The following is a 26,448-nucleotide window of genomic DNA, read 5'->3' on the forward strand; positions in this document are numbered from 1 at the left end:
GCAAACGCCTCGGATATAGGACCCCCGAGGAGCTTTTCGAAGACTTTCTCGACTCTATTTATGCTGCTTAATTTAAACTACCGTTCTACTTTACCAAAGTGTTCAACTTGCACTTGCAATTTACGTAAAAACAAAATAGATGAAATGGTAATAAAAAACGAAACAAATAAAAACAAAAATCATTCCCCGGAACACATGGCGGTTTGACAGCCCAAAAAAATCATGTTACAATGACTAAACCTTTAGAAAGGGGGAGTGGAATGAAAAACACTCTGTCTCTAAAGGTGCTTTCTGAGCGGAAAGAGCTGGTGCTGATTTCAGCGCTGGCACTGTCGATCTTCTTTTTGACCGGCTTTGTATGGGCATATAAAACGGTCGATGTGCAGGTCGATGGGCAAGCTGTTTCCATTCGCACGCTACACAGCAAGCCCACGGACATTTTGGCGGAAGCCGGAGTGGAAATGGGACCGCAGGACGAATATCGCTTGTCGACGCCTTCGGTGCAGAATGGTACGGTGGTGGAGGTGCTTCGTGCATTCCCCGTGACAGTTCAATTAAAAGAAGGAACTAAAACCGTTATGACGGCCAAGCAGACGGTTGGGGAATTGGCAGGAGCGCTGGGCTTTAAGCCTGAAGCCGTGCGAACCGAACCGGGGGACGGGGTACGCCTGTCTCCGAATATGACGGTACGCCTCGTAAAAATCGAAACAAGAATGGAAACAAGGGAGATTCCTGATCCCTTCTCCGTGATGCAACAGCCTGATGCTACCCTTGAAAAAGGGGCAACAGAGGTGCTGGAATCAGGCACCGACGGAGTGAAAGAAGTGGCTGTCCGCGTTACCTTAGCGGATGGTGAGTCTATCGGGGAACAAGTGGTGTCAGAGAAAGTCAAGGTAGCTTCCAAAGCGCAAACGGTTCGGATTGGTACGCGGGATGTAGTAAATACGTCTCGTGGTGATCAACGATTCAGCCAGACGCTGACGATGGAAGCTACGGCGTATCTGCCCACAGACGGAGGCGGTCATGGGATTACCGCCAGCGGCATTCCAGCTCGCTGGGGGGTTGTGGCAGTAGATCCCAGAGTGATTCCGTTGGGAACACGGTTGTATATCCCTGGTTATGGCTATGCAGTGGCTGCAGATACCGGCGGCGCCATCAAAGGAATGAAAATTGACCTTTGTATGGAGGATTATGCACAGGCATGGGGATTTGGCCGACGTTACGTCAAAGTATATGTGCTGGAAGACTAACAGTACAACAGGCAGGTAATGTATCGGATGCTAAAAGATGTCATTGTGGTAGAAGGAAAACAAGATATTCAGGCAGTGAAACGCGCTGTTGATGCCGAATGTATTGCTACCGGCGGATTTGGCTTAGGACCGCGTGTGTTGGAGCGGGTTGATCAAGCTATGCGGCACCGGGGCGTCATTATTTTGACAGACCCGGACAGTGCTGGAGAACGAATTCGACGTTATCTAAGCAACCATTTCCCGGAAGCGCGCCATGCCTTCATTCCGAAGGAAGAGGCCCAGGCGGCAGGCGATATCGGGGTGGAAAACGCATCGCCGGAATCCATTCGCACGGCTTTAGAAAAAGTTCGTGTGGAACAGTGGCAGCCGGAAGAGCCTTTTGTTTGGAGCGATATGTTGCAAGCAGGGTTGACGGCTCATCCGGAGGCGGCGAAACGACGCGCCTTATTGGGTGCGGCGTTGGGTATTGGTTATGCCAATGCAAAAACCTTTTTTTATCGCTTGAACCATTATGGCATTACGGTGGAAGAATTCTGGGCTGCAGTGGCAGCCGGGGAGGAGCCTAAATCTTGTTAAGCCTGAAACCTGTCATTGCGAAGAAGGATGTGACTTTGCATATTCTGAAACGCTTTGGCATTCGTATGAGTAAGAAACTTGGACAAAACTTTTTGGTGGATCCCTCAGTGGTGGCTGGTATCGTCAAAGCTGCAGGCATTCAAGAACAAGATGTAGTATTAGAAATTGGCCCTGGAATCGGCACCTTGACGCAAGGCTTAGCCGAGACGGGTGCCAAGGTAGTTGCCGTAGAATTGGACCGGCATTTGTTGGACGTCTTGGCCCATACCCTGGAAGGGTATGAAAACGTCCGGATTGTGCATGGAGATATTCTGAAAATCGATATTCTACAAGAAGTAGGCTGCGGCCCGTTTAAGGTAGTAGCCAATCTTCCCTACTACATCACAACGCCCATCATCATGGAGTTGCTGGAAGCGCGCCTTCCCATCGACTACATGGTGACAATGGTGCAAAAAGAAGTGGCCGAACGCATGGCGGCCGAACCGGGGAGCAAGGCCTATGGTGCGTTGTCGGTGGCGGTGCAGTATTATACCAAACCGCATGTGCTGATGACAGTACCGCCCAGGTCTTTTATTCCCGCACCGGCTGTAGATTCGGCAGTCATCTGTTGCGAACGTCGGGAAAAACCGGCTGTCGAAGTAGAGGATGAAGCCTTATTTTTCCGCGTAGTAAAAGCGGCCTTTGGCCAAAGGAGAAAAACCTTGGCCAATGCCCTAAAGGCCGGAGGATTTCCTCAGGAACAGCTTCAATTGGTATTGGCAAAAGCCGGTATCGATGCTATGCGGCGAGGCGAGACTCTTTCATTAGATGAATTTGCTGCTATTGCTAATGGTCTATTCGCTCAGAAACGTACCGAAGAGAAATTATGACAACAAAAAGCACGCTGCATTTCTATGCAGCGTGCTTTTTTGTTGGCAGGAAAAACGAAGGAAATGGCGAATTTCCATGATGTGGCATATAGATTTCTTTGAATTTAGCTGTAGAATCACCTATAATAAAGCGTATAGTGGATGTTTCTGTAAAGAATGAAAGACAGGAGGGCTGTGAAATGGAAGAAGTGCAAGCCAATCAAGAACTGAAGCTCGATGAATTGCAGATGGTGATCTTCCGTTTGGCCAATGAGGAATATGCTTTACCCATTACCAAAGTGCAAGAGATCAACCGTTTAGTGCCAATTACCAAAATGCCGCAGACTCCTTCCTTTGTGGAAGGAATCATTAATTTACGAGGACGCATTATTCCTGTTTTGGACATGCGTAAGCGGTTCCAACTGGAAGCAGGAGCCTATAACGACGACACTCGTATTATTATCGTGGAAATAGCTGGACAGACTATCGGCGTGATTGTCGATGCGGTAGCCGAGGTGATTCGACTGTCGAAATCGGACATTGAACCGCCGCCGCCATCCTTTGTGTTGGACGCGAAATATATACAAGGCGTAGGCAAGGTGGATGGTCGGCTGCTCATTTTATTGGAGATTGACAGCATAATTACCTCTGACGAGGAAATTATACTGAAGCAGATTAACGCATGAGTGAAACGGTAGTTCTTCAAGGAAACGCCAAGATCAATCTTTCTCTTGATGTGCTGGGCAAGCGTCCTGACGGGTATCATGAAGTATCTATGGTTATGCAGAGTGTTAGTTTGGCGGATGAAATCATTTTGCAAGAGGCAAAAGATATTTCACTGACAGTGGATGTCCCCGGCTTGGAAGCGGATTCAAAAAATTTGGCTTGGCGTGCGGCGGAACTTGTGCGGCAGAAATGCGCTATTGCTAAAGGCGTTTCTATTACGTTAAGAAAGAAAATTCCCTTGGCGGCTGGTTTAGCTGGAGGCAGCGCCGATGCAGCGGCTGTCTTACGCGGTGTGAATAAGCTATGGCAGACGAGATTGACGCAGCAGGAGCTTTTGGAATTAGGAGCTCAGTTGGGCTCGGATGTACCTTTTTGTCTGTTAGGCGGCACTCGTCTTGCGACTGGCAGAGGGACGGAACTGGAAGAATTGCCGGCGATGCCTGTTTGCGGTGTTGTTTTGGCAAAGCTGCCTGTGGCAGTTTCAACAGCCTGGGTTTACGGTCATTTTGCGGCGGCTAGGGTGAAGCAGAGACCAGACTTGTTAGGGTTGAAAACGGCGCTGCAAAAGGGGAGCTTAGAAGGTGTAGCTTCGCGGCTATGTAATGTTTTAGAATCGGTCACAATTAGTGAACACCCGGAGATTCAAAAATTGAAAGACGATATGCTGCGTCAGGGCGCGATGGCTTCCCTGATGTCCGGCAGCGGCCCAACAGTATTTGCTCTGACAGAAAATGAAGAGGCAGCTGGTGACGTAGCAGAGCGGCTCCGTCGTAGCTGGGGCGATAGAGTCTCTATTTTTACAGCAAAGACAGTGAGGAAAGTGGATGGTGAGTGATATGGAACGGAGATTGTTGCCGGTAAAATTAGATAGCTACCAGCCCTTGCGGGAAGTAGTGTGCGAAACCTTACGGGAAGCGATTATTAGCGGTGTGCTGCGTCCTGGAGAACGCTTGATGGAGATTCAGTTGGCGGAAGAGCTTGGCGTTAGCCGGACTCCGGTGCGCGAAGCGATTCGCAAGCTGGAGCTGGAAGGCTTTGTGATTATGATTCCGCGCCGTGGTACGTATGTGGCGGATTTGTCCATTAAAGACATCAATGAAGTGTTTGAAGTCCGTTCAGCGCTGGATTCGCTGGCCAATGGTCTGGCGGCGGAACGCATTACGGAGGAAGAGCTGGAGCAGATGGAGCGCTTGCTGGTGCAGATCGGTGCGTGCGTAGATAATGGCAATATGGAAAAAATTGTGGAACTGGACGGCCAGTTTCATGATATTTTGTACCGCGCCAGCCGCAATGACCGGCTAGTTGGCATTATCAACAATTTGCGGGAGCAGCTGACACGTTTCAGGACTATCTCCATGGCTTATCCGGGACGCTTGAAAAAGACGATTGAAGAACATACGCAGTTAGTGGAAGCCATTGCGGCGCGTGACGTCGATTTGGCGCAGCAATTGGCGGTAGAGCATATGGCCAACTCGGAGCAGACGTTGTTGCAGGATATCAATGAACGTCGGCAGCAGCAAAACAAAGAACGCTAAGTAGACTTTAAAAGCATGGCATTTTGATGCCGTGCTTTTTTGATACACCATTATAAGTTTTGAGAGGCTGAGCCAGGAGGAATAGAGCGGGTTTGTGAGAACGACAAATCAAATTTCGTGCTTTTCGCGATTTTCGCGGTTGGATAATAAATTCGAGAAACGTTGCTAACGAACCGCGAAATACGCGCAAGACGCGAAAGGGGTTTTCGAGATTATGTGGTATAAACGGCGGCATAACTGTATTTGAGACAAGATTTCCGCGCGACTCGCAAAACCAGGAGTCGACGGCAGTTCCGCGAACTCGCTGGCGCTCAGACATACGGAACTTTTCTCCGTCGGCTTCTGTTTTTGCGTCCTGCGGACCGTCTTGCTCCTCACGGCCGCCGTAGCCTTAATCATTCCCTTACATTATTCCTCTGGCCTTTCTCTGTTACTCTGTGTGACGTTCTTATGGCTCCTTCCTAAGAAAAATTTTCCTAAGACGATGAAAAAGCGTAAGATGAATGGTATAATTGAACTTAATATTCGGGAATAAATGCGAATGGGAGGAACCGTGGTGGAAAAAGTACGGAGGATTGAGAGGGTGGTGGCATTAACCAAGCTTCTCGTGGATATGCCAAGCCGTCTTTTCCCGTTGAGCTATTTTAGTGAGCGCTTTGGCACGGCCAAATCAACGCTGAGCGAGGATATGGTGACCATCAAGCAGGCCCTGCAGCAGTTTGGTTTGGGCACGTTGGAAACCGTTGCTGGCGCAGCAGGGGGAGTTCGTTTTTTACCTCGTCGCGAAGGAGAGAGAGAACAGGCTGTTTTGCAGGAACTGGCTTTTCGGTTGAAAGAACCGGAACGCATTATTGCAGGCGGCTTTTTGTATATGACGGATTTGTTGTTTCAACCGGCGTTGATGGCGCAGATCGGGGAAGTTTTCATGACTAGGCTGGCTCATTTGCGGCCGGACTATATTATGACGGTGGAGACCAAGGGTATCCCGCTGGCTTTTATGACAGCCAGGGCGTTTGATCTGCCGCTGGTCATTGTGCGTCAAGGCAGTAAAGTAACCGAAGGGCCTTCGGTGAGCATTAACTATGTCAGTGGCTCGACACGGCGTATTCAAACCATGTCGCTTCCTAAGCGCGCGTTGCCTGTCGGGGCGAGAGTGCTTTTGATCGACGATTTTATGAAAGCCGGCGGTACGGCTAAAGGCATGGCTGATTTGGCGATGGAAGTAGGGGCGGAGGTAGTTGGCACTGGCGTGCTGATTGCGACAGCTGAGCCGCAGCGCAAGCTGGTGGAAGGCTATACAAGCTTGCTCATGCTTCATGAAGTAGACGAGTGGAGCAAGAAAATAGATATTCGTCCGATTGAATGAAAGATGTAAATCGAAGCATCCTTGCCGAAAAAAAGAGATATTGCTACTAAAGAGCGAAGAATGCTTGTTTTTATTATAATATACGGGTGGCGTTGACTTGCTTTTTTCGCCAAATTCGTGTAGCTTTTTTACCATGGGCTTTTTTGCGCTGGAATTGGCGATACATAGAGAGGCTGGCATGGTTGTAAAACAAGTGTTGGCCGAGGAGAAATGGGGGTAAAACAATGGGGGAATTGGTAGCTGTAATCTTGGCAGCTGGCAAGGGGACCCGGATGAAATCAGCGTTACCGAAGGTTTTGCATGAAGTGGGCGGCAAACCTATGGTGCAGCATGTGCTGGATGCAGCTCGCAAGGCTGGGTGTTCGCGCAGCGTAGCTATTATCGGGTTCGGCAGTGAAAAAGTGCAGACCTTGCTCGCCGGTCAAGCGGAAACGGTACTGCAAGAAGAACAATTGGGAACCGGTCATGCCGTATTGCAGGCGCAAGGTATGCTGGAAGGGCACCGAGGTTCGGTGCTTGTACTGTGCGGCGATACGCCGTTGGTTACGGAAGAAACGTTGCAACAGCTTTGCGAAGCACATGCTTCTGCTGGTGCTGCGGCGACGGTTTTGACGGCTGTCATGCCGGACCCGACTGGATATGGGCGGGTGATTCGCAATGCAGCTGGCGACGTGGTGAAAATTGTCGAACAAAAAGATGCAAACGCGGACGAATTGGCAGTGAATGAAATTAATACAGGCATGTATTGTTTTGATAGTACGTCTTTGTTTCAGGCGTTGCAGCAGGTGAATTGCCAGAACCAGCAAGGAGAGTATTACCTGACTGATGTCATTGGCATCTTAGGCGGTCAAGGCAAACGTGTCTGGGCCTATAGTACAGAGGATCATGAAGCGACGCTTGGGATTAATTCCCGGCAGCAACTGGCGCAGGCGGAGAAAATTCTGCGTCGGCGCAAAGTGAATGAGCTGATGGTCGCGGGCGTGACTGTGATGGATCCGGACAGCACCTTTGTGGATGCCGATGTCAGTGTCGGCGCAGATACGGTGTTGTACCCGTTTACCTGGCTGGAAGGGAAAACGATCATCGGCGGCAACTGCACCATTGGACCTAATACGCGGCTGACAGATGTGCAAGTTGGCGAGGGCAGTACGGTACATTTCACTTATGCGCATGAATGCGTTCTGGCCGAAGGCGTGACAGTGGGGCCTTATGTGCATCTGCGTCCGCATACAAAGCTGCAGGCAGGCGTCAAAGTTGGGAACTTTGTGGAAGTGAAAAACTCGGTGGTGGGACCTGGCAGCAAGCTGCCGCATTTGAGTTATATTGGCGATACCGATATGGGCGGCGGCGTAAACATTGGTTGCGGTACGATTACAGTAAATTACGACGGTAAAAAGAAGCATCGTACAACGATTGAAGACGAGGCCTTTGTCGGCTGCAACAGCAACCTGGTGGCGCCGGTGACGGTAGGTGCCGGCGCTTATGTGGCGGCAGGCTCTACGATTACCAAAGACATTCCTGCCAGTGCTCTGGGCGTGGCCCGGGCGCGACAGGCGAATATTGACGGTTGGGCGGCAAAACGTAAATAGCGCAAAGACGCAGGAAAGGCAGGAAGAAAAAACATGGTATTGCAAGGCAGTGAGGACATTTGTTTGTTTGCGGGGAATTCCCATCCGGAGCTGGCCCATGAAATGGCTAGCTATATGGGGATTAAGGTAGGGGATGCCTTTGTAGGGCATTTTAACAATGGAGAAACGCAGGTCATGATTGACCAAAGCGTTCGAGGTAAATCGGTTTTTATTGTACAGCCTACTTGCGGACCCAACATTAACGATCATGTCATGGAACTGCTCATCATGGTGGATGCGGTGAAACGCGCCTCGGCTCGCTCGGTAACGGCGGTTGTGCCGTACTATGCATATGCGAGACAAGATCGCAAAACCAGAGGCCGGGAACCTATTTCGGCCAAATTGATGGCCAATTTGCTTACAACAGCCGGAGTGGACCGGATCATTACCATGGATCTTCATGCAGGTCAAATTCAGGGATTCTTTGATATTCCCTTGGATCATTTACCAGGGGTGCCGATTTTGGCAGATTATTTGAAAACAAAAAATTTACAGGACTTGGTAGTTGTTTCGCCAGACTTGGGCGGGGTAACACGGGCGCGCCAGTTGGCAGACCGCTTGCATGCGCCGATTGCCATTATTGAAAAGCGCCGTCCGATGCCGGGCGTGGCGGAAGTAATGAACCTGATTGGCAATATTGACGGCAAAAATGCAGTCATGGTTGACGATATTGTCGATACGGCCGGCTCGCTGACGGAAGGATCCAGAGCGCTGCAGCGTTTGGGCGCTAAGTCGGTTTTGGCTTGTTGCACCCATGCCGTGCTGAGCCCGCCAGCGGTACAGCGCATTAAGGACTCTAATATTGAGGAATTAATTATTACCAATACGATCCCCTTGCCGCCGGAAAAGAAATTGGATAAAATTAAAGTGCTGTCGGTGGCGCCTATGTTTGGAGAAGCCATGATTCGTATTTATAAGCAGCTTTCGGTCAGCTCCTTGTTTGACTGAGAAAAGACTCTTTAAAATAAGAGAAAACAGAGTTGGCAGAGGGGAAGAGGATCCTCTGTTTACTCTGTTTTCTCTATATCTTATTCAATCTCTATTTTACGTATGGCGGCTAGCCATGCAGGAGGCAAGAGCGTGGACGGTTTGTTTTGGCGTATGGAGGATTTGGCTGGTTGGTTGACTGCGCTTATCGTACTCGGTTTGATCTTGGAGTATAAAGGCTGGGGGGAAAAGCGGCTGCGCCATGGCGGCCTGGTGCTGGCAGGTCTGGCTTGCGTCGCCCTTATGGGGACGTTCGCCTGTACTATCTTGCCGGAGGCAGATTTTTTTCATACGGTTTGCTCGCAAAAAGGAACATCCGATAAATTAGTGGCGTTGACCTTTGACGATGGACCGGATGCGGTCTTTACGCCGCAAGTGCTGCAAATTCTACATGAATATGGCGTGACAGCTACTTTTTTTCTTTTGGGACAAAATGTAGAGCGCTATCCGGAGCTGGCGGCTTGTTTGGCCCAGGAAGGGCATCAGCTGGGAAATCATACGTTTCGCCATTCGGACTTGCTAAAATCCAGCCGGGAAGAGTTGGCGGAGGAACTGGATCATACCAATCAAGCAATTTTTGCGGCTGCCGGGGTCAAACCGACGGTTTTTCGCCCGCCTCATGGTTTTCGCGATGCAGCGGTCCTGCATGCTGTCAACCAACGGGGGATGCGTATTATTGATTGGTCTGTTATGAGCTGGGACTGGGAGCGCATTAATGCGGAAACCATTGCCAGGCGCACCCTGGAGCAGGTTAAGCCGGGAGCGATTATTTTGCTCCATGACGGCGAAGGTTTGAGCAGTAAAGCAGATCGTTCGCAGACCGTAGCGGCGCTGCGGCGGATCATACCGGAGCTGCAGGCGCAAGGCTATCATTTTGTGACCGTAGAAACTTTATTAGGTCGATCGGGGGAAGCACGTTGAAGTTGATTGTCGGCTTGGGGAATCCAGGCAGAGAATATAGTGAAACCAGGCATAACATTGGCTGGCTGGTATTGGACGAACTGGCTAAGCGCTGGGAAGGAACCTGGCGTTTTAAAGATAATGCAGAAGTCTTGGAAGCGCGTCGTGATGGCGAGGTGATGCTTCTTGTTAAGCCGCAGACCTATATGAACTTGAGCGGCGAGGCGGTGGCTCCTCTGGCGCGTTTTTATAAAGTGCCAATGGAAGACATCATTGTAATCTATGATGATATGGATTTGCCCACAGGCAAGCTGCGCCTGCGGATGAAGGGCGGCAGCGGCGGGCATCGGGGGATTGAATCGCTCCTGTACCATTTGGGGCAGGATGCGTTCAATCGGGTTCGGCTGGGCATTGGTCGTCCCCCGGTCGGCTGGGCGGTGCCGGACTATGTACTAAGCCGCTTTCACCAAGAGGAACAAGAAGACTTGAACGCTGCCTTGGAAAAAGCGGCGGATGCCGTAGAAGGAATTTTGAAGTTGGGCATGTCGAACGCGATGAATCGATTCAATCGCTGAAAGCTGGGGTTATCCCAGCTTTTTTTCATAGGCTTCGCCAGCGGCGGTAACGTGCGCTAGGGATAAGTCCACTTCGGCAGGGTAGGGGCTATCCTCCTGGTAGGTGTAGACGACGCCTTCCAGATAGCCTTGCTTTTCTAAGTGCTTTAAGGCCATGGAGAAGATGCGAGGATCAAAACCTAAGGCAGCGGCAGTGATGGCTGAAAAACCTTGCTGCTTTTGCTGAGCTTGGCAAAGACGAATTAAAATAAGATCATGTGGGCCGGTAAGGGAAACGTTTTCCCAGGGGCCGTCTTGGTTTTTAAGATGAGTTTGTGTGAGCTTTAAAAGTAAATCCGAACGCATATTAGGTCCTCCTTAGTAATTCATGTGAATGTTTTGTAAAGAAATAGGATTATTTTGCAATGCTGCAGGAGATAACTGCCCAAGAGCGAATCAAATGAAAAGACAGAAAAAACTGTCTGATTCTAAGTGTATAACCTGAAGGAGGGCATGGGCTGTGAAAAAGATTTTGCTTTTGGCGGGAGATTGTGCGGAAGATTACGAAGTAAAGGTTCCGCAGCAAGCATTGCAAATGCTGGGGTACGAAGTGGTTGTTGTTGCTCCTAATAAAAAAGTCGGCGAAACGCTGCAATTGGTTGTACATGATTTCATCGGGCTGGATACATACGTGGAGCTGACCGGTCACCGTATTCCGGTTGACGCAGCGTTGGAAAGCGTAAAGGCAGCTGATTTTGTGGGTCTGGTGGTTCCGGGAGGCCGCGCTCCAGAATATGTGCGCATGTATCCTCAGGCCATTGCCATTGTGAAAGAGTTTTTTGCGCAAGGCAAGCCTGTGGCTGCTATTTGTCATGGACCTCAGCTTTTGGCGGCTTGTGAAGTGATGAACGGTAAAAAAGTAACCTCTTATCCGGCTTGCGCCGCAGAATGCCGCTTGGCGGGCGCTTTTTGGGAGGATGCTCCGGTTGTGACGGACGGGCAGTTGGTTACCGCTCAAGCCTGGCCTAACCATCCGGAATGGCTGCGCGCCTTCGTAGAGCTTTTGGGCGCAAAAATTAGCATTTAATAGCAGTATTGGCTCAGCAGGCCGTCGGCATTTGCCGGCGGCCTGCTTTTTTGAGGGGTACGTTTGAAGGCGGACGTTTTACACAGAGGATCAGAGGAAAAGCCAGAGAAAAGCCAGAGAAGATAAAAAACGAACAAGAGAACCGGAGTTACAGGAGGGAACGACAGAGGAGGACGAAATTTGAGAGAAACAGAGAGTGGTTTTTAAAGGTTTTAAATTTGAACCCTCTGCTTACTCTGGCCTTTCTCTGTTACTCTGAGTTCCGTTCCTCCTCGTAAGCCCTCCCACGACTCTTGTTCAAGCCTTGCCTTAGCTCACTTAACGATGAGCACCGGGATGGGCGAATAGGTTACAAGCTTGTGGGCCACGCTGCCGAGCAGCAGGCCTTCAAAGCCGCCTGCGCCGCGGGTACCGCTGATTAAAAAGGTGAAGCCGCCTTCGGTGGCATGTTCAATCAAGGTATCGACAATATGTCCTTCTAAGAGAGCTGTCGTAGTCGTTTGACCGCGTTCTAGGCAATGGGCGGCTGCTCGCTCCAACATGGTCTGGCCGTTTTTACGGTTGACTTCCATTAAAGCATACGTATCGGTCGGAAAATCCGCGAAGAGGCTGGGAAATGGCGGAATTACCGTGACGATTTCCAATTCGTACAGTAATTGCGCATTGAGGTCCAGCGCCCAATCTAACGCTCGCTGGCTGTGTTCGGAACCGTCATAAGCCAACATTAATTTTTTGTTTGCCATGTGTATCCACCTCGCATTCAAATTTCTTTGCTTTATTTAATTGTAACGAATGCTATGAAAAAAGAAAAGGAAAAAGACGCAATAATCGGGCAGTAATTATGCATGGCAAAGTCATGCTGTAGCGAGTGGAACATGATATAATGGCTGCAGAACCAGATAAAGGAGAACGAAAGCATGCTTACAGCATTATATGCCGCTCCGGATGGAGAAATCTTTGACGCGCCGGGGCAGGCGGCTGTAGCACGACATGGCGTGCTACAGCGTTTGCTCAGAGAGGATGAAGTCATGCCGCTGCCGGAAGGCGCGGAACTATGTCTGTTACCAGGGCGACGGGCGGTTACAATGAATGAGGCTGGGCAAGTGGAGCGGTTGGGTCCGGGGTTGTTGGCGGTTGCCGCCATTTTGCCGATGGGGTATACGCGTACGCTTGTGCCTGCCTTTGAACGGGAAGAAAACGCTCCGTTATTGCCGCTTTTTGGCTATGCGGCAGTAGCGCTAAAGGGAGACGCGCTGGTTGTGGCGGCGGTGCCGGGCGACGATAATGAGAAATGGCATCCTTATCGCTACAATACCAAAGACTTGCGGAAAAAAGTGAAGGCGGTTACGGCAGCGCTGCCGCAAAACCGGATCGTGAAGCAATTGGGAGATTGCTCGCTGAAATGGCACTGCTGTACGGCGCAGAATCTGTTTTACCGCCGCTGGGAAGCGGGAATTCCTACTTCGCCCACGTGCAATGCGCAGTGTCTAGGCTGCATTTCGCTGCAGCCGGCCGAGTGCTGTCCGTCGCCGCAAAGCCGTATTGCTTTTGCGCCCACAGCAGAGGAAATTGCCCAGGTTGGTTTATATCATTTAGAAACAGCGCCTGACGGGATTATCAGCTTTGGTCAAGGTTGTGAAGGCGAACCGGCCTTGGCCTACGAGCGAATTGCCCCGGCTATGCGGCAGATTCGCGCGCAATGCAGCAAAGGTCAGATTAATATCAATACCAATGCCGGCTGCACCAAGGGGATTAAAGCCATTGTCGACGCGGGTCTCGACAGCATGCGCGTCAGTATTATCAGCGCTCGCGAAGGCGTCTACCAAGCGTATTACCGAGCGGAAAACTACACGCTCCAAGACGTGGAAGAATCCATTCGTTACGCTAAGGCTAAGGGCGTCTATGTGTCGCTAAATATGCTGTTCTTCCCGGGGCTTAATGACCGCCCCGAAGAGGTAGAGGCGTGGGAAGGCTTTTTAGAACGAACCGGCGTGGATATGATCCAACTGCGCAATCTTAATATTGACCCGGACTGGCTGCTGGAGACGCTGCCGCCGCAAGAAGCGGAGCCGATTGGCGTACCGGCCTTTTTGCGTCAGGTGGCGAAACGATTCCCCGGCTTGGTGCTGGGCAGTTTCAGCCATTATGTGAAAAACGCAGGAGATTGATATGGAAAAATAGAGGGAAGGATCTTGCGGTTTCTCTATTGACTATGCTATACTAATCGGGTACAATCAGCTGATTTTGTTTGGCGATGACTCAATCCCTAGGGTAAAGAGAGGTGTATGCTTCGATGAAAGAACAAATTCATCCGGATTATCAGGAAGTGAAAGTGACCTGCGGTTGCGGGAACACCTTCATGACCGGCTCGGTGAAAAAAGAATTGCGCGTGGACGTTTGCTCCAAATGCCATCCCTTTTACACCGGTCAGCAGCGTAATATTACGGCTGGCGGTCGGATCGAAAAATTCAACAAGCGTTACGGAAAGTAATAGGACGCAATTCTGTAGCAGAGCAGCGATGCTCTGCTACAGTTATAATTAGCACCTGTTTGTATAAAGGAGATTCCTATGAGTAAGAAGCCGACAATTGGCGGTCAGGCTGTCATTGAGGGCGTGATGATGCGCGGCCCGGGCTACCTGGCTACGGCGGTCCGTCGGCCTGACGGCGGTATTGAATTAAAAAAAGAACCTTTTTCTTCTATCAACGAGCGGTATCCGCTTTTAAAGCTGCCCTTTGTACGCGGTACGGTGGCTTTGCTGGAATCCTTGGTTTACGGTTTGCAGGCGCTGTCCTTTTCGGCGCAAGCTGCCGGGGAGGAAGAAGAGCAACTGAGCACCAAAGAGCTGGTGCTGACGATGCTGGTTTCTTTTGTGCTGGCTATTGGCTTGTTTGTTGTGCTGCCAACTTTTGCGGCTAAATACATTCATGAAGCCGTGACGGATCCGGTTTGGCTCAATTTGCTGGAAGGCGCGTTGCGGTTGATTTTGTTTTTTGGGTACGTAGCGGCTATTTCTTCGATGAAAGACATTCAACGGGTGTTTCAGTACCATGGTGCGGAGCATAAGACCATCTACGCCTATGAAGCAGGCGAAGAGCTGACGGTGGAGAATGTACGGCGTCATAGCACGCTGCATCCGCGATGCGGGACGAATTTTCTCTTAATCGTCATGGTGGTCAGTATTCTGCTTTTTGCCTTTTTAGGCTGGCCTGATTTATGGCTGCGCATTACCTCGCGGATTGTGCTGCTGCCGGTGGTCGCCGGAATTGCCTATGAAATCATTCGCTACGCCGGGCGCCACGTCGGCGAGCAGGCGTTGGTGAGCGCCATTGTGCTGCCGGGTATGTGGCTGCAAAAGCTGACTACTCGTCAGCCGGATGACTCGCAGATTGAAGTGGCCATTGCGGCGCTGCAAGCGGTGCTTCCGGAACAAGAACCGACAGTAAAAGAAAAAGAGAACGAGCCTGCGGCAGGCTGAAAAGCGCAGATTGCGTAAGAGTTAAGGAATAGAAGGAGCGAATGCAGGTTCATGCTGGAAAAATTGCAGGCAATTGAAGATAAATATCAGGAATTGGAAGCCATGATCAGCGATCCGAATGTGATGGCGGACATGCAGCGTTGGCAGCAGCACACCCGGGCCCATGCTAGACTGACTCCCTTGATTACGGCGTTTCGTACGTATAAGGAGACGCTGCAGGCGGTGACGGAAGCCCGGGAAATTTTGGCGGAGGAAAGCGATGCTGAAATGCGGGAGCTGGCCAAGGCCGAAATGGAGGAACATCAAAGCAAGCTGCCGGAGATGGAGCAGGAGCTCCGCGTACTGATGCTGCCCAAAGATCCCAATGACGAAAAGAGCGTTATTGTGGAAATTCGCGGCGGCGCCGGCGGCGATGAGGCGGCGCTCTTTGCAGGCGATCTGTTTCGCATGTACACACGCTATGCTGAAGGCCGGGGTTGGCGCACGGAAGTCTTGGACGGAAACCCGTCCGATTTGGGCGGCTACAAGGAAATCGTTTTTGTCATTGACGGCGACGGCGCTTACAGCCGCCTGAAGTTCGAAAGCGGTGTGCATCGGGTGCAGCGTGTGCCTGTGACCGAGTCGGGCGGCCGGATTCATACTTCAACCGTGACGGTGGCGGTCTTGCCGGAAGCGGAAGAAGTAGACATCGATGTGAATCAAAACGATTTGAAAATTGACACCTATTGCGCCAGCGGCGCCGGCGGTCAGCACGTTAACAAGACGGAGTCGGCCATTCGGATTACCCATTTGCCCACGGGCGTAGTGGTTACCTGCCAGGATGAAAAGTCTCAGCTGAAAAATAAAGAGAAGGCCATGCGGGTGCTGCGCGCTAAGCTGCTGGAAAAAGCGCAAGCAGAGCAGCATGCGGCGGTGGCGGCGGACCGGAAAAGCCAAGTTGGCACAGGCGATCGCAGCGAGCGCATTCGGACGTATAATTTTCCTCAAGGGCGCGTGACCGATCATCGTATTGGCTTGACGCTGCATAAGTTGGACTTTGTGCTCAACGGCGAGCTGGAAGAATTGATTGAGGCGCTCATTGCTACGGAGCAGAGCGAGAAATTGAAACAAATGGAGTGAGAATGGACGTGGACAAGGATCGCTGGACTATAGGCCGCGTTCTGTCCTGGACCAAGCAGTACTTTGCGGACAAAGGCGTCGACCAAGCGCGTTTGGATGCGGAAGTACTGCTTTCCCATGTCCTCGGCATGGACCGGTTACACTTATATGTGCGTTTTGATCAGCCCTTGCTGCCGGAAGAGCTGGCCTCTTTTCGGGCACTGGTGCTGCGTAGGGCGGCAAGAGAGCCTGTAGCGTACATTTTGGGTTGTAAGGAATTCATGGGCTTGGAATTTGCGGTTTCTCCCGATGTTTTGGTGCCTCGGCCGGATACGGAGCTGTTGGTGGAGGCTTGTGAGGCTCGCTTGAAGGAGGTTTCGCAGGCGCGTATTTTGGAGATTGGACCTGGAAGCGGCGCCGTGGTGATCAGTTTGCTGAAACGGCAACCGGAGTGGCAGGCTGCAGCGGTGGAATTGTCGCCGCGAGCTGCGCAAATGGTGCGGAAAAACGCCAAGCGCCATGAGGTAGAAGCAAGGCTGCAGCTTTACGAAGGAGATCTATTTGCGCCTGTGGAAGGGCGGCAGTTTGATGCCGTTGTTTCCAATCCGCCATATATTTCCGAAGCGGACCTTGAGGGTTTGCAGCCGGAAGTGCACTGTGAGCCGCGGATGGCGCTGGCTGGAGGCTCGGATGGCTTGGATTTTTATCGGCGACTGGTGCGAGAAGGCGGTGCTTATGTATGCGCCGGCGGCTGGCTCCTGCTGGAAGTTGGCAGCGGACAAGCAAAAGAGGTAGCGCAATTGGGGGAGCAGTCTGGTTGGCAGGTGGAGGCCATTTTACCGGACTACGCCGGCATTGAGCGAGTTGTGGCTTTGCGCAAGCAAGGGAGCTGAGTAGATAATGGATACCCTAAAAAAAGAAACGTTGTGGTGGCGGGTGGATGCGAAAAAGCCGGATCTGAAAATCATTGCGGCGGCAGCACAGCTGCTTCGGGAAGGCAAGCTGGTGGCTTTTCCCACGGAGACCGTATATGGATTGGGAGCTAACGGTTTGGATGCGGAGGCTTCCGCTTCGATTTATCGGGCGAAAGGAAGACCCTCGGACAATCCTTTGATTTTGCATGTTGCCGACTTAGAAGCCTGGGAACCGTTGGTGCAGCAGATTACGCCCCTAGCTAGAAAGCTAGCGGAGCGGTTTTGGCCGGGACCGTTGACGATGATTTTGCCGAGGAGCTTCCGCGTTCCTGATGTGGTTACAGGCGGCCTGGATACGGTAGCTGTGCGTATGCCGGCAACCGCGGTGACTCGCGAATTGATCCGCCAGGCGGGCGTGCCTATGGCAGGACCCAGCGCCAATACCTCTGGCAAGCCAAGTCCGACAACGGCGGAGGCTGTCTGGGAGGACTTGCATGGTCGCATCGATGCCATTTTAGACTGCGGCCCTTGTGCGGTAGGCTTGGAGTCTACTGTAGTGGATCTTAGCGGTGAGGTGCCGATGCTGCTGCGACCAGGCGGTTTGACGGTGGAAGCGCTGCGAGAGGTCATTCCAAATCTGCAGTTGGACCCGGCCTTGGCTGGAGCTAAGGTTGCGATTCCCAAGGCGCCGGGTATGAAGTATCGTCATTATGCGCCCAAAGCGGCTGTGGAGGTCTGGGAAGGGCCTGCAGACTTGGTAGCTCAGGCCTTTTTGGAGGCTTGGCAGCAGGATACGGCCGAGGAAACCGGCTTTTTGGTGACGGAGGAGCTGGCGGAACGCTTGCCGGCTTCGTCTAGAGTGATCACCTATGGACAGCGCAGGCGTCCGCAGACTTTGGCGGCAGGTTTATTTGCCGCGTTGCGGCGCTTTGACGCGCTGCCAGTGCGCAGCATTTTGGCGGAAGGCGTCGAGGAAGCTGGTTTGGGGCAAGCGGTGATGAATCGGTTGCGCAAAGCCGCCGGTCAGCGCGTACGCCGCTTTGCAAAAGGAGAATAGACATGGTGCGAGTCTTGATGGTTTGTACGGGAAACACTTGCCGCAGCCCGATGGCGGCGGCGCTGCTGCAAGCGAAAATATGCGAAGCTGGCGCGGAGAGTCTTGTGGCGGTAGCGTCCGCTGGCTTGATGGCTGCAGCGGGAGAACCTATGTCAGCGCCGGCGCAAGCCGTATTGAGGCAAAAAGGCTTGTCTGGTCAAGAACATCAGGCGGCGCTTTTGACCAGAATGGATCTTGCGTCTTATGATTTGATTTTAACTATGACCACACAGCATAAGCGACTGTTGCTGTCTGCGCCGGAAGCGAAGGAGGGGCGTATTTATACGCTTCGCGAGTATGCGGGAGAAAATGGCGACATCAGTGATCCGTACGGCGGTGAGGAAAAAGTATATGCTGCCTGTGCTTTGGAACTGGAACGGCTTTTGGGCAAGGCATGGGAGAAAATAAAATTTCTGGCAGGAAAAAAGCAAGTATTGGCGAAAAAAACGAATGATTGTTGGCAGAAGGAGGGAATGAATTTGAAAATTGCGATCGGCAGCGATCATGGCGGTTTTCGGCTTAAAGAGGAAATTAAGGACTATCTGCGGCAGCAGGGTGTGGAGCATACGGATTTTGGGACGTACTCCACCGCATCCGTAGATTATCCGGATATTGCCCAGACAGTGGGAGAAAAGGTGGCCGCGGGAGAATTTGAGCGCGGCATTTTAATTTGCGGTACCGGTATTGGCATATCCATTGCAGCCAATAAAGTGCCTGGCGTACGTGCTGCCTTGTGCGGCGACGTATTTTCCGCGCGGATGTCTAGGGAACACAATAATGCAAACATCCTAGCTCTTGGCGAGCGGGTGATCGGTTCCGGCTTGGCTCTAATGATTGTCCAAACCTGGCTGGAAGCGGAATTTGCCGGCGGGCGTCATGCACGGCGGGTGGAAAAAATCAGCGCTCTGGAGAAATAGTACTTAGGGATGTCTGGCAGTTTGTAAGTAGGTGAGGATACACGGGAGGCGGAGCATATGGAGGCGGCCATAGAAGAACAGGCGGCAGCGGCGATGCAGGAACTCATTGTCCAAGGGGAATTGCAACCAGGTTCCTTGATTGTAATTGGCTGCAGTACCAGCGAGGTAATTGGCTGTACGATTGGTACGGCTGGCTCGCAAGCAGCGGCGCAGGCGCTGCTGATAGGACTGCGCCGAGTGGCCGAGCGGGAAAAGATGGCATTAGCCATTCAGTGTTGTGAGCATTTAAACCGGGCGTTGGTTGTGGAAAGAGCCGTGTTGAAGCAGCTTGGTTTGGCGGAAGTGTCGGTTTTTCCGGTACCTACGGCTGGGGGCGCTTTAGCGGCGCAAGGCATGCTTCAATTTGTAGAACCTGCTGTGGTGGAGGAACTCCAGGCGGATGCCGGCTTGGACATCGGCAATACGCTGATTGGCATGCATTTAAAACGTGTAGCAGTACCCCTGCGGCTGAAGAACAACCGTATTGGAGAAACGAATGTGGTGGCTGCCCGGACGCGTCCCAAACTGATAGGAGGCTGTCGGGCTGTATATAACCGTCCTGCAGACGGATTGGACAAATAAAGGAGGCAAAAAACATGAACTATTTGCAGACAGTAGATCCGGAAATCGCCGCAGCCATTGCGCTAGAAAAAGGACGGCAGCAAAACAAGCTGGAATTGATTGCTTCGGAAAACTTTGTTTCCCAGGCAGTGATGGAAGCCCAAGGTTCAGTTTTGACCAATAAATACGCCGAAGGTTATCCCGGCAAGCGTTATTATGGCGGTTGTGAGCATGTAGACGTTGTAGAGCAATTGGCTATTGACCGGGCCAAAGAACTTTTTGGCGCTGAGTTTGCTAATGTGCAGCCTCACTCAGGAGCCCAGGCGAATACGGCTGTCTATTTTGCTTTGCTTAAACATGGCGATACCCTTTTGGGCATGAATTTGTCTCATGGCGGCCATTTGACCCATGGCAGTCCGGTAAATTTGTCGGGCGTGTATTTTAATGTAGTTCCTTATGGTGTTGACGCTGAGACGCACCGTATTGATTATAATGAACTGGAAAAACTGGCCAAAGAGCACCGCCCCAAGATGGTAGTCGCCGGCGCCAGCGCCTATCCGCGCATCATTGACTTTGAACGGATGGCGGCCATTGCGCACAGCGTAGATGCGCTGCTCATGGTGGATATGGCTCATATTGCCGGCTTGGTAGCGGCAGGCGAGCATCCGTCGCCGGTTGGTCATGCGGACATCGTGACGACGACAACCCATAAAACCCTGCGGGGACCGCGCGGCGGTTTGATTCTCTGCAGCGCTGCCATGGGGCCTGCCATTAACAAAGCCATTTTCCCTGGTATTCAGGGCGGTCCGTTGATGCATGTCATTGCGGCTAAAGCTGTGGCCTTCAAAGAAGCCATGAGCGATGAATTCAAGACCTATCAGAAGCAGATTGTGAAAAATGCCAAAGCGTTGGCGGCGGAACTGATGGCCCAAGGCTTTACCTTGGTATCTGGCGGCACAGATAACCATCTGATGTTGGTGGATGTGCGCGCTCAGAACCTGACCGGCAAGGTAGCGGAACGGCTGCTGGATGATGTGGGCGTAACGGTAAATAAGAACACTATCCCCTTTGATCCTGCCAGTCCTTTTGTGACCAGCGGCGTGCGCATTGGTACGCCGGCGCTGACCAGTCGGGGCTTTCTAGAAGACGATTTCCGCGAAGTCGGCGCGATTATCGCGTTGGCATTGCAAAATCCTGACTCCGAAGAGAGCAAGGACGAGGCGCGGCGGCGTGTTGCGGCGCTTTGCAGCAAATATCCTTTATATGCAGAGTAATAAGGAGGACCATTCATGCAAGTAAAAGTTATTGATCATCCCTTGATTCAGCACAAACTGACCCATATTCGCGACGTGACGACCGGAACTAAGGAATTCCGTGAGTTACTCGACGAAATTGCGATGCTAATGACCTATGAGCTGACACGCAATTTGAATCTGGAAGAAGTGGAAATACAGACTCCAGTGGCCAAATGCAAAGCCAAAGTGCTCGCAGGCAAAAAGATGGGGGTTATTCCGATTTTGCGCGCCGGTTTGGGCATGGTAAACGGCGTACTCAAAATCATTCCTGCCGCTCGCGTGGGGCATGTGGGCCTGTACCGTGACCCGCAGACGCTGCAGCCGGTAGAATACTACTGCAAGCTGCCTACGGATGTGCAGGAGCGGGATATGATCGTGATTGATCCGATGCTGGCTACCGGCGGTTCGTGCGTCGCGGCCATCGATTTGGTGAAAAAGCATGGCGCTAGAAACATCAAGCTCATGTGCCTGGTAGCTGCGCCGGAAGGCGTACAAGCTGTGAATGACGCACATCCTGACGTGGAAATTTACGCGGCGGCAGTAGATGAGTGCCTAAATGACCATGGTTATATTATCCCTGGCCTCGGCGACGCCGGTGATCGTATTTTCGGAACCAAATAAAATTGCGGAGGCTGCCTTATAGGCAGCTTCTTTTTTGTGGGGAACACAAGATTGAACAAGAGAACCGGAGTCGCGGGAGGGAACGAATGAGGGTCACGGGGTACGGAGGCAAAAATAGAATTCAGTACCTTCGTAACCCTCCTGCGTACCCTCTGATTCTCCCGCGACTCTTGTTCAAGTCCCGCATTCTCTGGCCTTTCTCTGTTTCCTCTGTTACTCTGAGTTCCGTTCTCTATTCTTCTTCACTTGAAAAGATAAGCGCAAAGTTGGCAGGAAAGAGCTTAGGTTTTGGAGAATCTAAGCCCATGCTATAAAAGAACTTAAAAACAGGGGATATATTATGAAGCAATTACGAAGACCCAATTGGGATGAATATTTTTTGGAGATGGCTCAAGTAGCGGCTAAGCGCTCTACTTGCTTGCGCCGCCAGGTGGGGGCTGTTTTGGTGAAGGACCGGCGCTTGCTGGCTACCGGTTATAATGGAGCGCCGCAAAAATTGAAGCATTGCGGGGAAATTGGCTGTTTGCGAGAAACGATGGGCATTCCTTCTGGAGAGCGGCACGAGCTTTGCCGCGGCTTGCACGCGGAGCAGAATGCGATTATTCAAGCTGCATTGCATGGCGTGGCCATCGAAGGAGCTATTTTATATTGTACGCATCATCCTTGTTCGGTTTGTACGAAGATGCTTATTAATGCAGGAATTTCAAGGATTGTCTATCTAGACGGCTATCCGGACGAGTTGTCAGCAGCCTTGTTGACAGAAGCGCAAGTGCCAACCGAACAAGCAGTGAAACAAGAAGAATAAAGTATAGATAGGCCGGAGGAAAGAAGAATCGGCCTGAAATTTCAAAGGAGGTGCAGGCATGTTTCTTTCCGCAACGTCATTACAGCAACTATTGGCTTCCGTGGGCGACGGGGTGTGCATGTTGGATATGGAAGGAGCCTTAATTCATTGGAACAGAAGTGCGGAGCTCTTAAGCGGTTACCAGGGAAATGAATTGCTGGGGCGGCCATGCCCGGCCGTGTTGTTGCAGGGACTTTTGGGCATGGAGCGTACGGTGGAATTATCGCGCTTATCCGGCCTTTTACTGCAGCGTCAGGAAAGCCGCGTAGTGCAAGGAACGCTGCCCCATAAAAAAGGACACTTGCTGGCAGTGGAAACGACGGCGTTTCCTCTTTATGATCCCTTGGGCTTGCAATTGGGGGCCTGCTTACTCTTTCGACAGAAACAGCAGGGTTACAACAAGGAACAAGTAGTGCAATTGGCAAAAATGGCTTATTTTGACAGTGTCAGCAGTACTTTTAGCCGACCTTACGGGGAAATGAAGCTGGGGGCGGCTTTAGCGGAGATGCAACAGACGAATGTGCCGGCCGGCATGCTGTTAGTGCAGCTTCATAATTTGAAAGAAGTAAATGAGTTATATGGACATATAGCAGGCGATCATCTTTTGCAGGTAGTAGGAAAAACAGTTGCGTCTTTGCTGGAAGGGACCGATATCGTCGTGCGTTGGCAAAGCGCTACCTTTTTTATCCTTTGCTACAATGGCAAGAAGAGTTTGCTGCTGCTCTTAGCAGAGCGGATTCGTACCTTGTTGGCGCAAATTCAGCCGACCTTTAATAGTCAAGAGCTTCCGCTGGAAGTGATTGTTTGCGGGGCAGTGGCGGATGTGAACGACACGATAGAATCGTTGGTGGGCAAGGCGGAGCGAGTGTTGTTGCAGACGGATACTAACCGGGTGTTAGTGGCTGATGCCAAATAAGGAGGCTGTCATGGTAACGACGATTGCCTTGCCAAAACTGGATGGTTTGCAGCCAACGCCGCACTCCACGTTGCTGAAGCTGGTGGAGGAAGCTGGCGAGCTTTCCCGGGCTATTTTACAGTTGGGGCAAAAACCAGATGACCCAACGCTGCTGGCGGAAGTGGTGGGAGAGCTGCTGGATGTGGCCCAAACCTGTGTGACCATGATTTTTGTGATGGAAGAAATGCAAGGCGTTTACATTGATCCATTGATTGATGCGCATTTGGAAAAATTGGATGCGAAAGGCTATGCATTTGATCATGCCTTGAGCTATGCGATTTTCACCAAAGGTCGGTTTAAGTACATGGCCTTGCCGCAGTTGGAGCTTCCGGAAGTGGATCTGTTGCGGACGGTTTGCAAAATTCAAGAGGAATTAGGAGAACTGACGCAATTTCTTGGCAAACGGCAGGGAGCTTCAGGCGAAACTGCGGACCTTTCCGATTTGGAAGCGGCGCATGGGTGCGCCTTGGAACTTTTAGATGTGGCGCAATGCTGTTTTACGATGATGTATATTTTAGCAGCGCGCTATCAAGTGGATCTAAAACAGGCTGTGGAGCGGCATGTGCGCAAGCTTTGCCGCAAAGGCTATTGCCGCTTGTAGAAGCTATTTGACAAGGCGCAGAGGCTGGGCTACAATAGAAAAAGATTGTGCAAGTGTAAGAAAAAGAGGTGCATATACTATGCCGACATATATGTTGGCTTTTGTGGTTGCTTTGTTTGTTACTTATCTGTTGACGCCTCAGGTGATGAAATTGGCAGTTAAGGCAGGCGCCATGGATGCGCCGGATGCTCGCAAAGTGCACACAAGTCCGATCCCGCGTATGGGAGGATTGGCTATTTTTGCGGGTTTCGTATTTGCTGTTTTGGCCAGCATGCATGTCAGCCGTGAGATTTTGGGCCTGTTAATTGGCGGCACGGTGATCGTGATGGTTGGCATTGTCGATGATATGAAGCCGCTTTCCGCCAGAGTCAAATTGATAGGGCAAATTGCGGCGGCCTTGGTTATGGTCGGCTTTAATGTGCGCATTGATTGGCTTAGCAATCCTTTTGGCGAAGAAATGCTCTATTTGGAGATGTTTTCGGTTCCGTTTACAGTGTTGTTTACTGTCAGCATGATCAATGTTGTGAATTTGATCGATGGCCTAGACGGCTTGGCTGCAGGGGTTTCCAGTATTGCGGCGGTGACCATTCTGTTGGTGGCTTTGCAGCAAAACATTTGGGTTGTGGCGATACTGACGGCGGCATTGGCCGGCAGCGCCCTTGGTTTTTTGCATTACAATTTTAATCCGGCTCGGATTTTTATGGGCGACACAGGCAGTATGTTTTTGGGCTTTATGCTGGCAGGCATTTCCGTTTTAGGAACGGTGAAGAGCGCTGCGACGATTGCTCTGATTGTGCCGGTTGTGGCGATGGGGCTGCCTATTTTGGATACTGCTTTTGCGATTATTCGCCGCTACACGAATGGACAGCCGATTTTCAAGCCGGACAAAGGCCATCTGCATCATCGCCTTTTGGCGCTGGGCCTTAGTCAGAAGCAGGCAGTGCTCTTGATGTATGCTATTAGCGGTTGTTTAGGCGTAAGCGCGATTGTGTTGACCGAAGTCAGTTATGTCCTGGGTTTTGTGATTGTAGTTTCCTTGTTGGGGATTGCCTGTTACGGAGCTCGCCGCCTAGGTGTGCTTTCTTCGGGAGAGTCGTCGCACAGTCATTCCTAAAAATTACATGGTTTCGTTATTTTGACGGGCTTTCGGGCCCGTCTTCGTTTATCGAATTGCGGCGGCAAGCCTGAAATGCGTTGCCGCCATCTAAACTGAGAAATAAGGAGCTGGACTATGTCACGCATCAAGGTAATGACCGTATTCGGCACACGGCCGGAGGCCATAAAAATGGCGCCGGTGGTGCTGGAACTGCAAAAGCACTCAGCGCACATTGAACCGGTAGTGGCGGTTACCGCCCAACATCGGGAAATGTTGGATCAAGTATTGGATTTATTTGCCATTAAGCCGGATTATGATTTGGATATCATGGCTCAAGGGCAAACGCTTTTTGATATTACAGGGCGGGCTTTAAACGGCTTAAATACAGTGCTTGCGGAAGCGAAGCCGGATTTGGTGCTTGTGCATGGCGATACAACAACTACCTTTGTGGGGGCGTTGGCCTCTTTTTATCATCAAATTGCGGTCGGCCACGTGGAAGCAGGCCTGAGGACTCGCAACAAGTATTCACCCTATCCTGAGGAAATGAATCGTAAGCTGACCGGTTCGCTGGCAGATTTGCATTTTGCCCCTACTAAAACGTCTGCTGCCAACTTACAAGAAGAAGCGGTGACAAAGGACGATATTTTTATTACCGGCAATACGGTCATAGACGCTTTATTGAATACCGTGCAGGACGATTATGTATTCGAAGACGAACTGTTGTCTCGAATTGATTATCAGCGGCAGAGGGTTGTGCTGCTGACGACGCATCGCCGAGAAAATCTGGGCGAGCCTATGCGGCATGTATATCAAGCTTTACGTCAAATTGTGGAAGAATTTCCAGATGTAGAAGTAGTGTTTCCGGTGCACCGCAATCCCAAAGTGCGCGAAGTGGTGCGCCAGGAGCTGGGCGGAATTGCAAGAGTGCATTTGATTGACCCCTTGGAATACCAGCCGTTTGCTAATTTGATGGCTCGCTCGTATTTGGTGCTGACCGACTCCGGCGGCATTCAAGAAGAAGCTCCTTCCTTGGGCAAACCGGTATTGGTGCTGCGTGACACAACGGAACGCCCGGAGGCAGTGGAAGCGGGGACGGTCAAACTGATTGGCACGGAAAAAGAACGGATATACAGCGAGACTCAAAGTTTGCTGGCAGACGCCGAAGAATACCGGCGCATGGCGACGGCTTGCAATCCCTATGGCGACGGCCAGGCGGCCAAGCGCATCGTACAAACCATTCTTTGGCGGCACGGACTGGCGCAAATGCCGCTTATGTTTGGTCAAGACGGAAAAAACTGCAAATAGCGCCTTGATAGGCTGTGAAAAATGCTTAAAGCATTTTTCACAGCTTTTTTATGGTTCTATGTCAATGGTTGGGGTAAAAGCATAAAGTAATGTTGGCAGCGAGGATGCAAATTCTCGCTGCTATCTATTTTTAGTAACCGCAAGATAGAGGATGCGGTTACGCATTCGCTC

The 26,448-nt window shown here is 51.3% G+C and carries 29 protein-coding genes and 1 pseudogene; 28 read left to right on the forward strand and 2 right to left on the reverse strand.

The window, feature by feature from the left end; translation table 11 throughout:
- Positions 1–260 precede the first annotated feature (260 nt).
- The 11 genes from PHF27_RS05820 to pth all read left to right on the forward strand — a co-directional run bounded on the left by PHF27_RS05820 (position 261) and on the right by pth (position 10,391).
- Positions 261–1,250, forward strand: coding sequence for a 3D domain-containing protein (locus PHF27_RS05820; protein WP_300067250.1), 990 nt, complete (start codon positions 261–263; stop codon positions 1,248–1,250).
- 27 nt (positions 1,251–1,277) lie between these two features.
- On the forward strand, positions 1,278–1,826 hold the full coding sequence (gene rnmV, locus PHF27_RS05825; RefSeq protein WP_300067299.1) for a ribonuclease M5: 549 nt from the start codon (positions 1,278–1,280) through the stop codon (positions 1,824–1,826).
- A complete protein-coding gene (gene rsmA / locus PHF27_RS05830; RefSeq protein WP_300067252.1) occupies positions 1,820–2,695 on the forward strand; it encodes a 16S rRNA (adenine(1518)-N(6)/adenine(1519)-N(6))-dimethyltransferase RsmA in 876 nt (291 codons plus the stop codon). The genes rnmV and rsmA overlap by 7 nt, the downstream gene beginning before the upstream one ends.
- Positions 2,696–2,874: 179 nt before the next feature.
- The gene (locus tag PHF27_RS05835) at positions 2,875–3,360 is read left to right on the forward strand and encodes a chemotaxis protein CheW (protein ID WP_300067255.1); all 486 of its coding nucleotides are present in this window, start codon (positions 2,875–2,877) and stop codon (positions 3,358–3,360) included.
- Positions 3,357–4,235, forward strand: a complete 879-nt coding sequence (gene ispE, locus PHF27_RS05840) for a 4-(cytidine 5'-diphospho)-2-C-methyl-D-erythritol kinase (protein WP_300067257.1) — start codon at positions 3,357–3,359, stop codon at positions 4,233–4,235. The genes PHF27_RS05835 and ispE overlap by 4 nt, the downstream gene beginning before the upstream one ends.
- A 1-nt stretch (position 4,236) precedes the next feature.
- Positions 4,237–4,935 (forward strand): GntR family transcriptional regulator, encoded by a 699-nt coding sequence (locus PHF27_RS05845; protein ID WP_300067301.1) that lies wholly within the window; start codon positions 4,237–4,239, stop codon positions 4,933–4,935.
- 556 nt (positions 4,936–5,491) lie between these two features.
- The gene (gene purR, locus PHF27_RS05850; protein ID WP_300067258.1) at positions 5,492–6,301 is read left to right on the forward strand and encodes a pur operon repressor; all 810 of its coding nucleotides are present in this window, start codon (positions 5,492–5,494) and stop codon (positions 6,299–6,301) included.
- Positions 6,302–6,525: 224 nt separating this feature from the next.
- Positions 6,526–7,890: a bifunctional UDP-N-acetylglucosamine diphosphorylase/glucosamine-1-phosphate N-acetyltransferase GlmU gene (glmU, locus tag PHF27_RS05855; RefSeq protein WP_300067260.1), complete on the forward strand. Its 1,365-nt coding sequence runs from the start codon at positions 6,526–6,528 to the stop codon at positions 7,888–7,890.
- Between the two features lie 33 nt (positions 7,891–7,923).
- Positions 7,924–8,877 (forward strand): ribose-phosphate pyrophosphokinase, encoded by a 954-nt coding sequence (locus tag PHF27_RS05860; RefSeq protein ID WP_300067262.1) that lies wholly within the window; start codon positions 7,924–7,926, stop codon positions 8,875–8,877.
- A 132-nt stretch (positions 8,878–9,009) separates the two neighbouring features.
- Positions 9,010–9,837 carry a polysaccharide deacetylase family protein gene (locus tag PHF27_RS05865; RefSeq protein ID WP_300067264.1) on the forward strand — a complete coding sequence of 276 codons (828 nt, stop codon included), beginning with the start codon at positions 9,010–9,012 and terminating at the stop codon, positions 9,835–9,837.
- The gene (pth, locus tag PHF27_RS05870; RefSeq protein ID WP_300067266.1) at positions 9,834–10,391 is read left to right on the forward strand and encodes an aminoacyl-tRNA hydrolase; all 558 of its coding nucleotides are present in this window, start codon (positions 9,834–9,836) and stop codon (positions 10,389–10,391) included. Before PHF27_RS05865 ends, pth begins: the two co-directional genes overlap by 4 nt.
- Positions 10,392–10,400: 9 nt before the next feature.
- On the opposite strand, the gene PHF27_RS05875 is transcribed toward pth, so the two are convergent.
- Positions 10,401–10,736, reverse strand: coding sequence for a hypothetical protein (locus PHF27_RS05875; protein WP_300067267.1), 336 nt, complete (start codon positions 10,734–10,736; stop codon positions 10,401–10,403).
- A 154-nt stretch (positions 10,737–10,890) separates the two neighbouring features.
- Here PHF27_RS05875 and PHF27_RS05880 point away from each other — a divergent pair, with 154 nt between their 5' ends.
- Positions 10,891–11,457 carry a DJ-1/PfpI family protein gene (locus PHF27_RS05880; RefSeq protein WP_300067269.1) on the forward strand — a complete coding sequence of 189 codons (567 nt, stop codon included), beginning with the start codon at positions 10,891–10,893 and terminating at the stop codon, positions 11,455–11,457.
- A gap of 314 nt (positions 11,458–11,771) precedes the next feature.
- Here the strand turns inward: PHF27_RS05880 and PHF27_RS05885 are convergent, their stop codons facing one another.
- Complete coding sequence (locus PHF27_RS05885; RefSeq protein ID WP_300067271.1) at positions 11,772–12,200, reverse strand: universal stress protein; 429 nt, start codon at positions 12,198–12,200, stop codon at positions 11,772–11,774.
- A gap of 174 nt (positions 12,201–12,374) precedes the next feature.
- Here PHF27_RS05885 and PHF27_RS05890 point away from each other — a divergent pair, with 174 nt between their 5' ends.
- From PHF27_RS05890 to wecB, 16 genes and pseudogenes are all read left to right on the forward strand, one after another.
- Positions 12,375–13,625, forward strand: coding sequence for a radical SAM protein (locus PHF27_RS05890; RefSeq protein WP_300067273.1), 1,251 nt, complete (start codon positions 12,375–12,377; stop codon positions 13,623–13,625).
- A 125-nt stretch (positions 13,626–13,750) separates the two neighbouring features.
- Entirely contained in the window at positions 13,751–13,948 is a 198-nt protein-coding gene (gene rpmE, locus PHF27_RS05895) for a 50S ribosomal protein L31 (protein WP_018702854.1), read from the forward strand.
- A gap of 78 nt (positions 13,949–14,026) precedes the next feature.
- Positions 14,027–14,935, forward strand: a complete 909-nt coding sequence (locus PHF27_RS05900) for a DUF1385 domain-containing protein (protein ID WP_300067275.1) — start codon at positions 14,027–14,029, stop codon at positions 14,933–14,935.
- 51 nt (positions 14,936–14,986) lie between these two features.
- Positions 14,987–16,054: a peptide chain release factor 1 gene (gene prfA, locus PHF27_RS05905; protein ID WP_300067277.1), complete on the forward strand. Its 1,068-nt coding sequence runs from the start codon at positions 14,987–14,989 to the stop codon at positions 16,052–16,054.
- A gap of 2 nt (positions 16,055–16,056) precedes the next feature.
- Positions 16,057–16,926: a peptide chain release factor N(5)-glutamine methyltransferase gene (gene prmC, locus PHF27_RS05910; protein ID WP_300067279.1), complete on the forward strand. Its 870-nt coding sequence runs from the start codon at positions 16,057–16,059 to the stop codon at positions 16,924–16,926.
- A gap of 7 nt (positions 16,927–16,933) precedes the next feature.
- Positions 16,934–18,004, forward strand: coding sequence for an L-threonylcarbamoyladenylate synthase (locus PHF27_RS05915; RefSeq protein ID WP_300067281.1), 1,071 nt, complete (start codon positions 16,934–16,936; stop codon positions 18,002–18,004).
- Positions 18,005–18,021: 17 nt separating this feature from the next.
- A pseudogene (locus PHF27_RS05920) lies at positions 18,022–18,417 on the forward strand (low molecular weight protein arginine phosphatase); the annotation flags it as partial.
- A 105-nt stretch (positions 18,418–18,522) separates the two neighbouring features.
- Complete coding sequence (gene rpiB, locus PHF27_RS05925) at positions 18,523–18,960, forward strand: ribose 5-phosphate isomerase B (RefSeq protein ID WP_300067303.1); 438 nt, start codon at positions 18,523–18,525, stop codon at positions 18,958–18,960.
- A gap of 57 nt (positions 18,961–19,017) precedes the next feature.
- Entirely contained in the window at positions 19,018–19,581 is a 564-nt protein-coding gene (locus PHF27_RS05930) for a TIGR01440 family protein (protein ID WP_300067283.1), read from the forward strand.
- Between the two features lie 14 nt (positions 19,582–19,595).
- Complete coding sequence (glyA, locus tag PHF27_RS05935) at positions 19,596–20,834, forward strand: serine hydroxymethyltransferase (protein WP_300067285.1); 1,239 nt, start codon at positions 19,596–19,598, stop codon at positions 20,832–20,834.
- Between the two features lie 15 nt (positions 20,835–20,849).
- A complete protein-coding gene (upp, locus tag PHF27_RS05940) occupies positions 20,850–21,476 on the forward strand; it encodes a uracil phosphoribosyltransferase (RefSeq protein ID WP_300067287.1) in 627 nt (208 codons plus the stop codon).
- Between the two features lie 340 nt (positions 21,477–21,816).
- Positions 21,817–22,281, forward strand: coding sequence for a cytidine/deoxycytidylate deaminase family protein (locus PHF27_RS05945; protein ID WP_300067289.1), 465 nt, complete (start codon positions 21,817–21,819; stop codon positions 22,279–22,281).
- Positions 22,282–22,339: 58 nt separating this feature from the next.
- Entirely contained in the window at positions 22,340–23,236 is an 897-nt protein-coding gene (locus PHF27_RS05950; protein ID WP_300067291.1) for a diguanylate cyclase, read from the forward strand.
- A 10-nt stretch (positions 23,237–23,246) separates the two neighbouring features.
- Positions 23,247–23,876: a nucleotide pyrophosphohydrolase gene (locus tag PHF27_RS05955; protein WP_300067293.1), complete on the forward strand. Its 630-nt coding sequence runs from the start codon at positions 23,247–23,249 to the stop codon at positions 23,874–23,876.
- Positions 23,877–23,955: 79 nt separating this feature from the next.
- A complete protein-coding gene (locus tag PHF27_RS05960; protein WP_300067295.1) occupies positions 23,956–24,990 on the forward strand; it encodes an MraY family glycosyltransferase in 1,035 nt (344 codons plus the stop codon).
- Between the two features lie 117 nt (positions 24,991–25,107).
- On the forward strand, positions 25,108–26,277 hold the full coding sequence (gene wecB, locus PHF27_RS05965) for a UDP-N-acetylglucosamine 2-epimerase (non-hydrolyzing) (protein ID WP_300067297.1): 1,170 nt from the start codon (positions 25,108–25,110) through the stop codon (positions 26,275–26,277).
- The last annotated feature ends 171 nt before the right edge of the window (positions 26,278–26,448 follow it).

This window comes from Anaeromusa sp. (assembly GCF_028691475.1).
Lineage (GTDB): Bacteria > Bacillota > Negativicutes > Anaeromusales > Anaeromusaceae > Anaeromusa.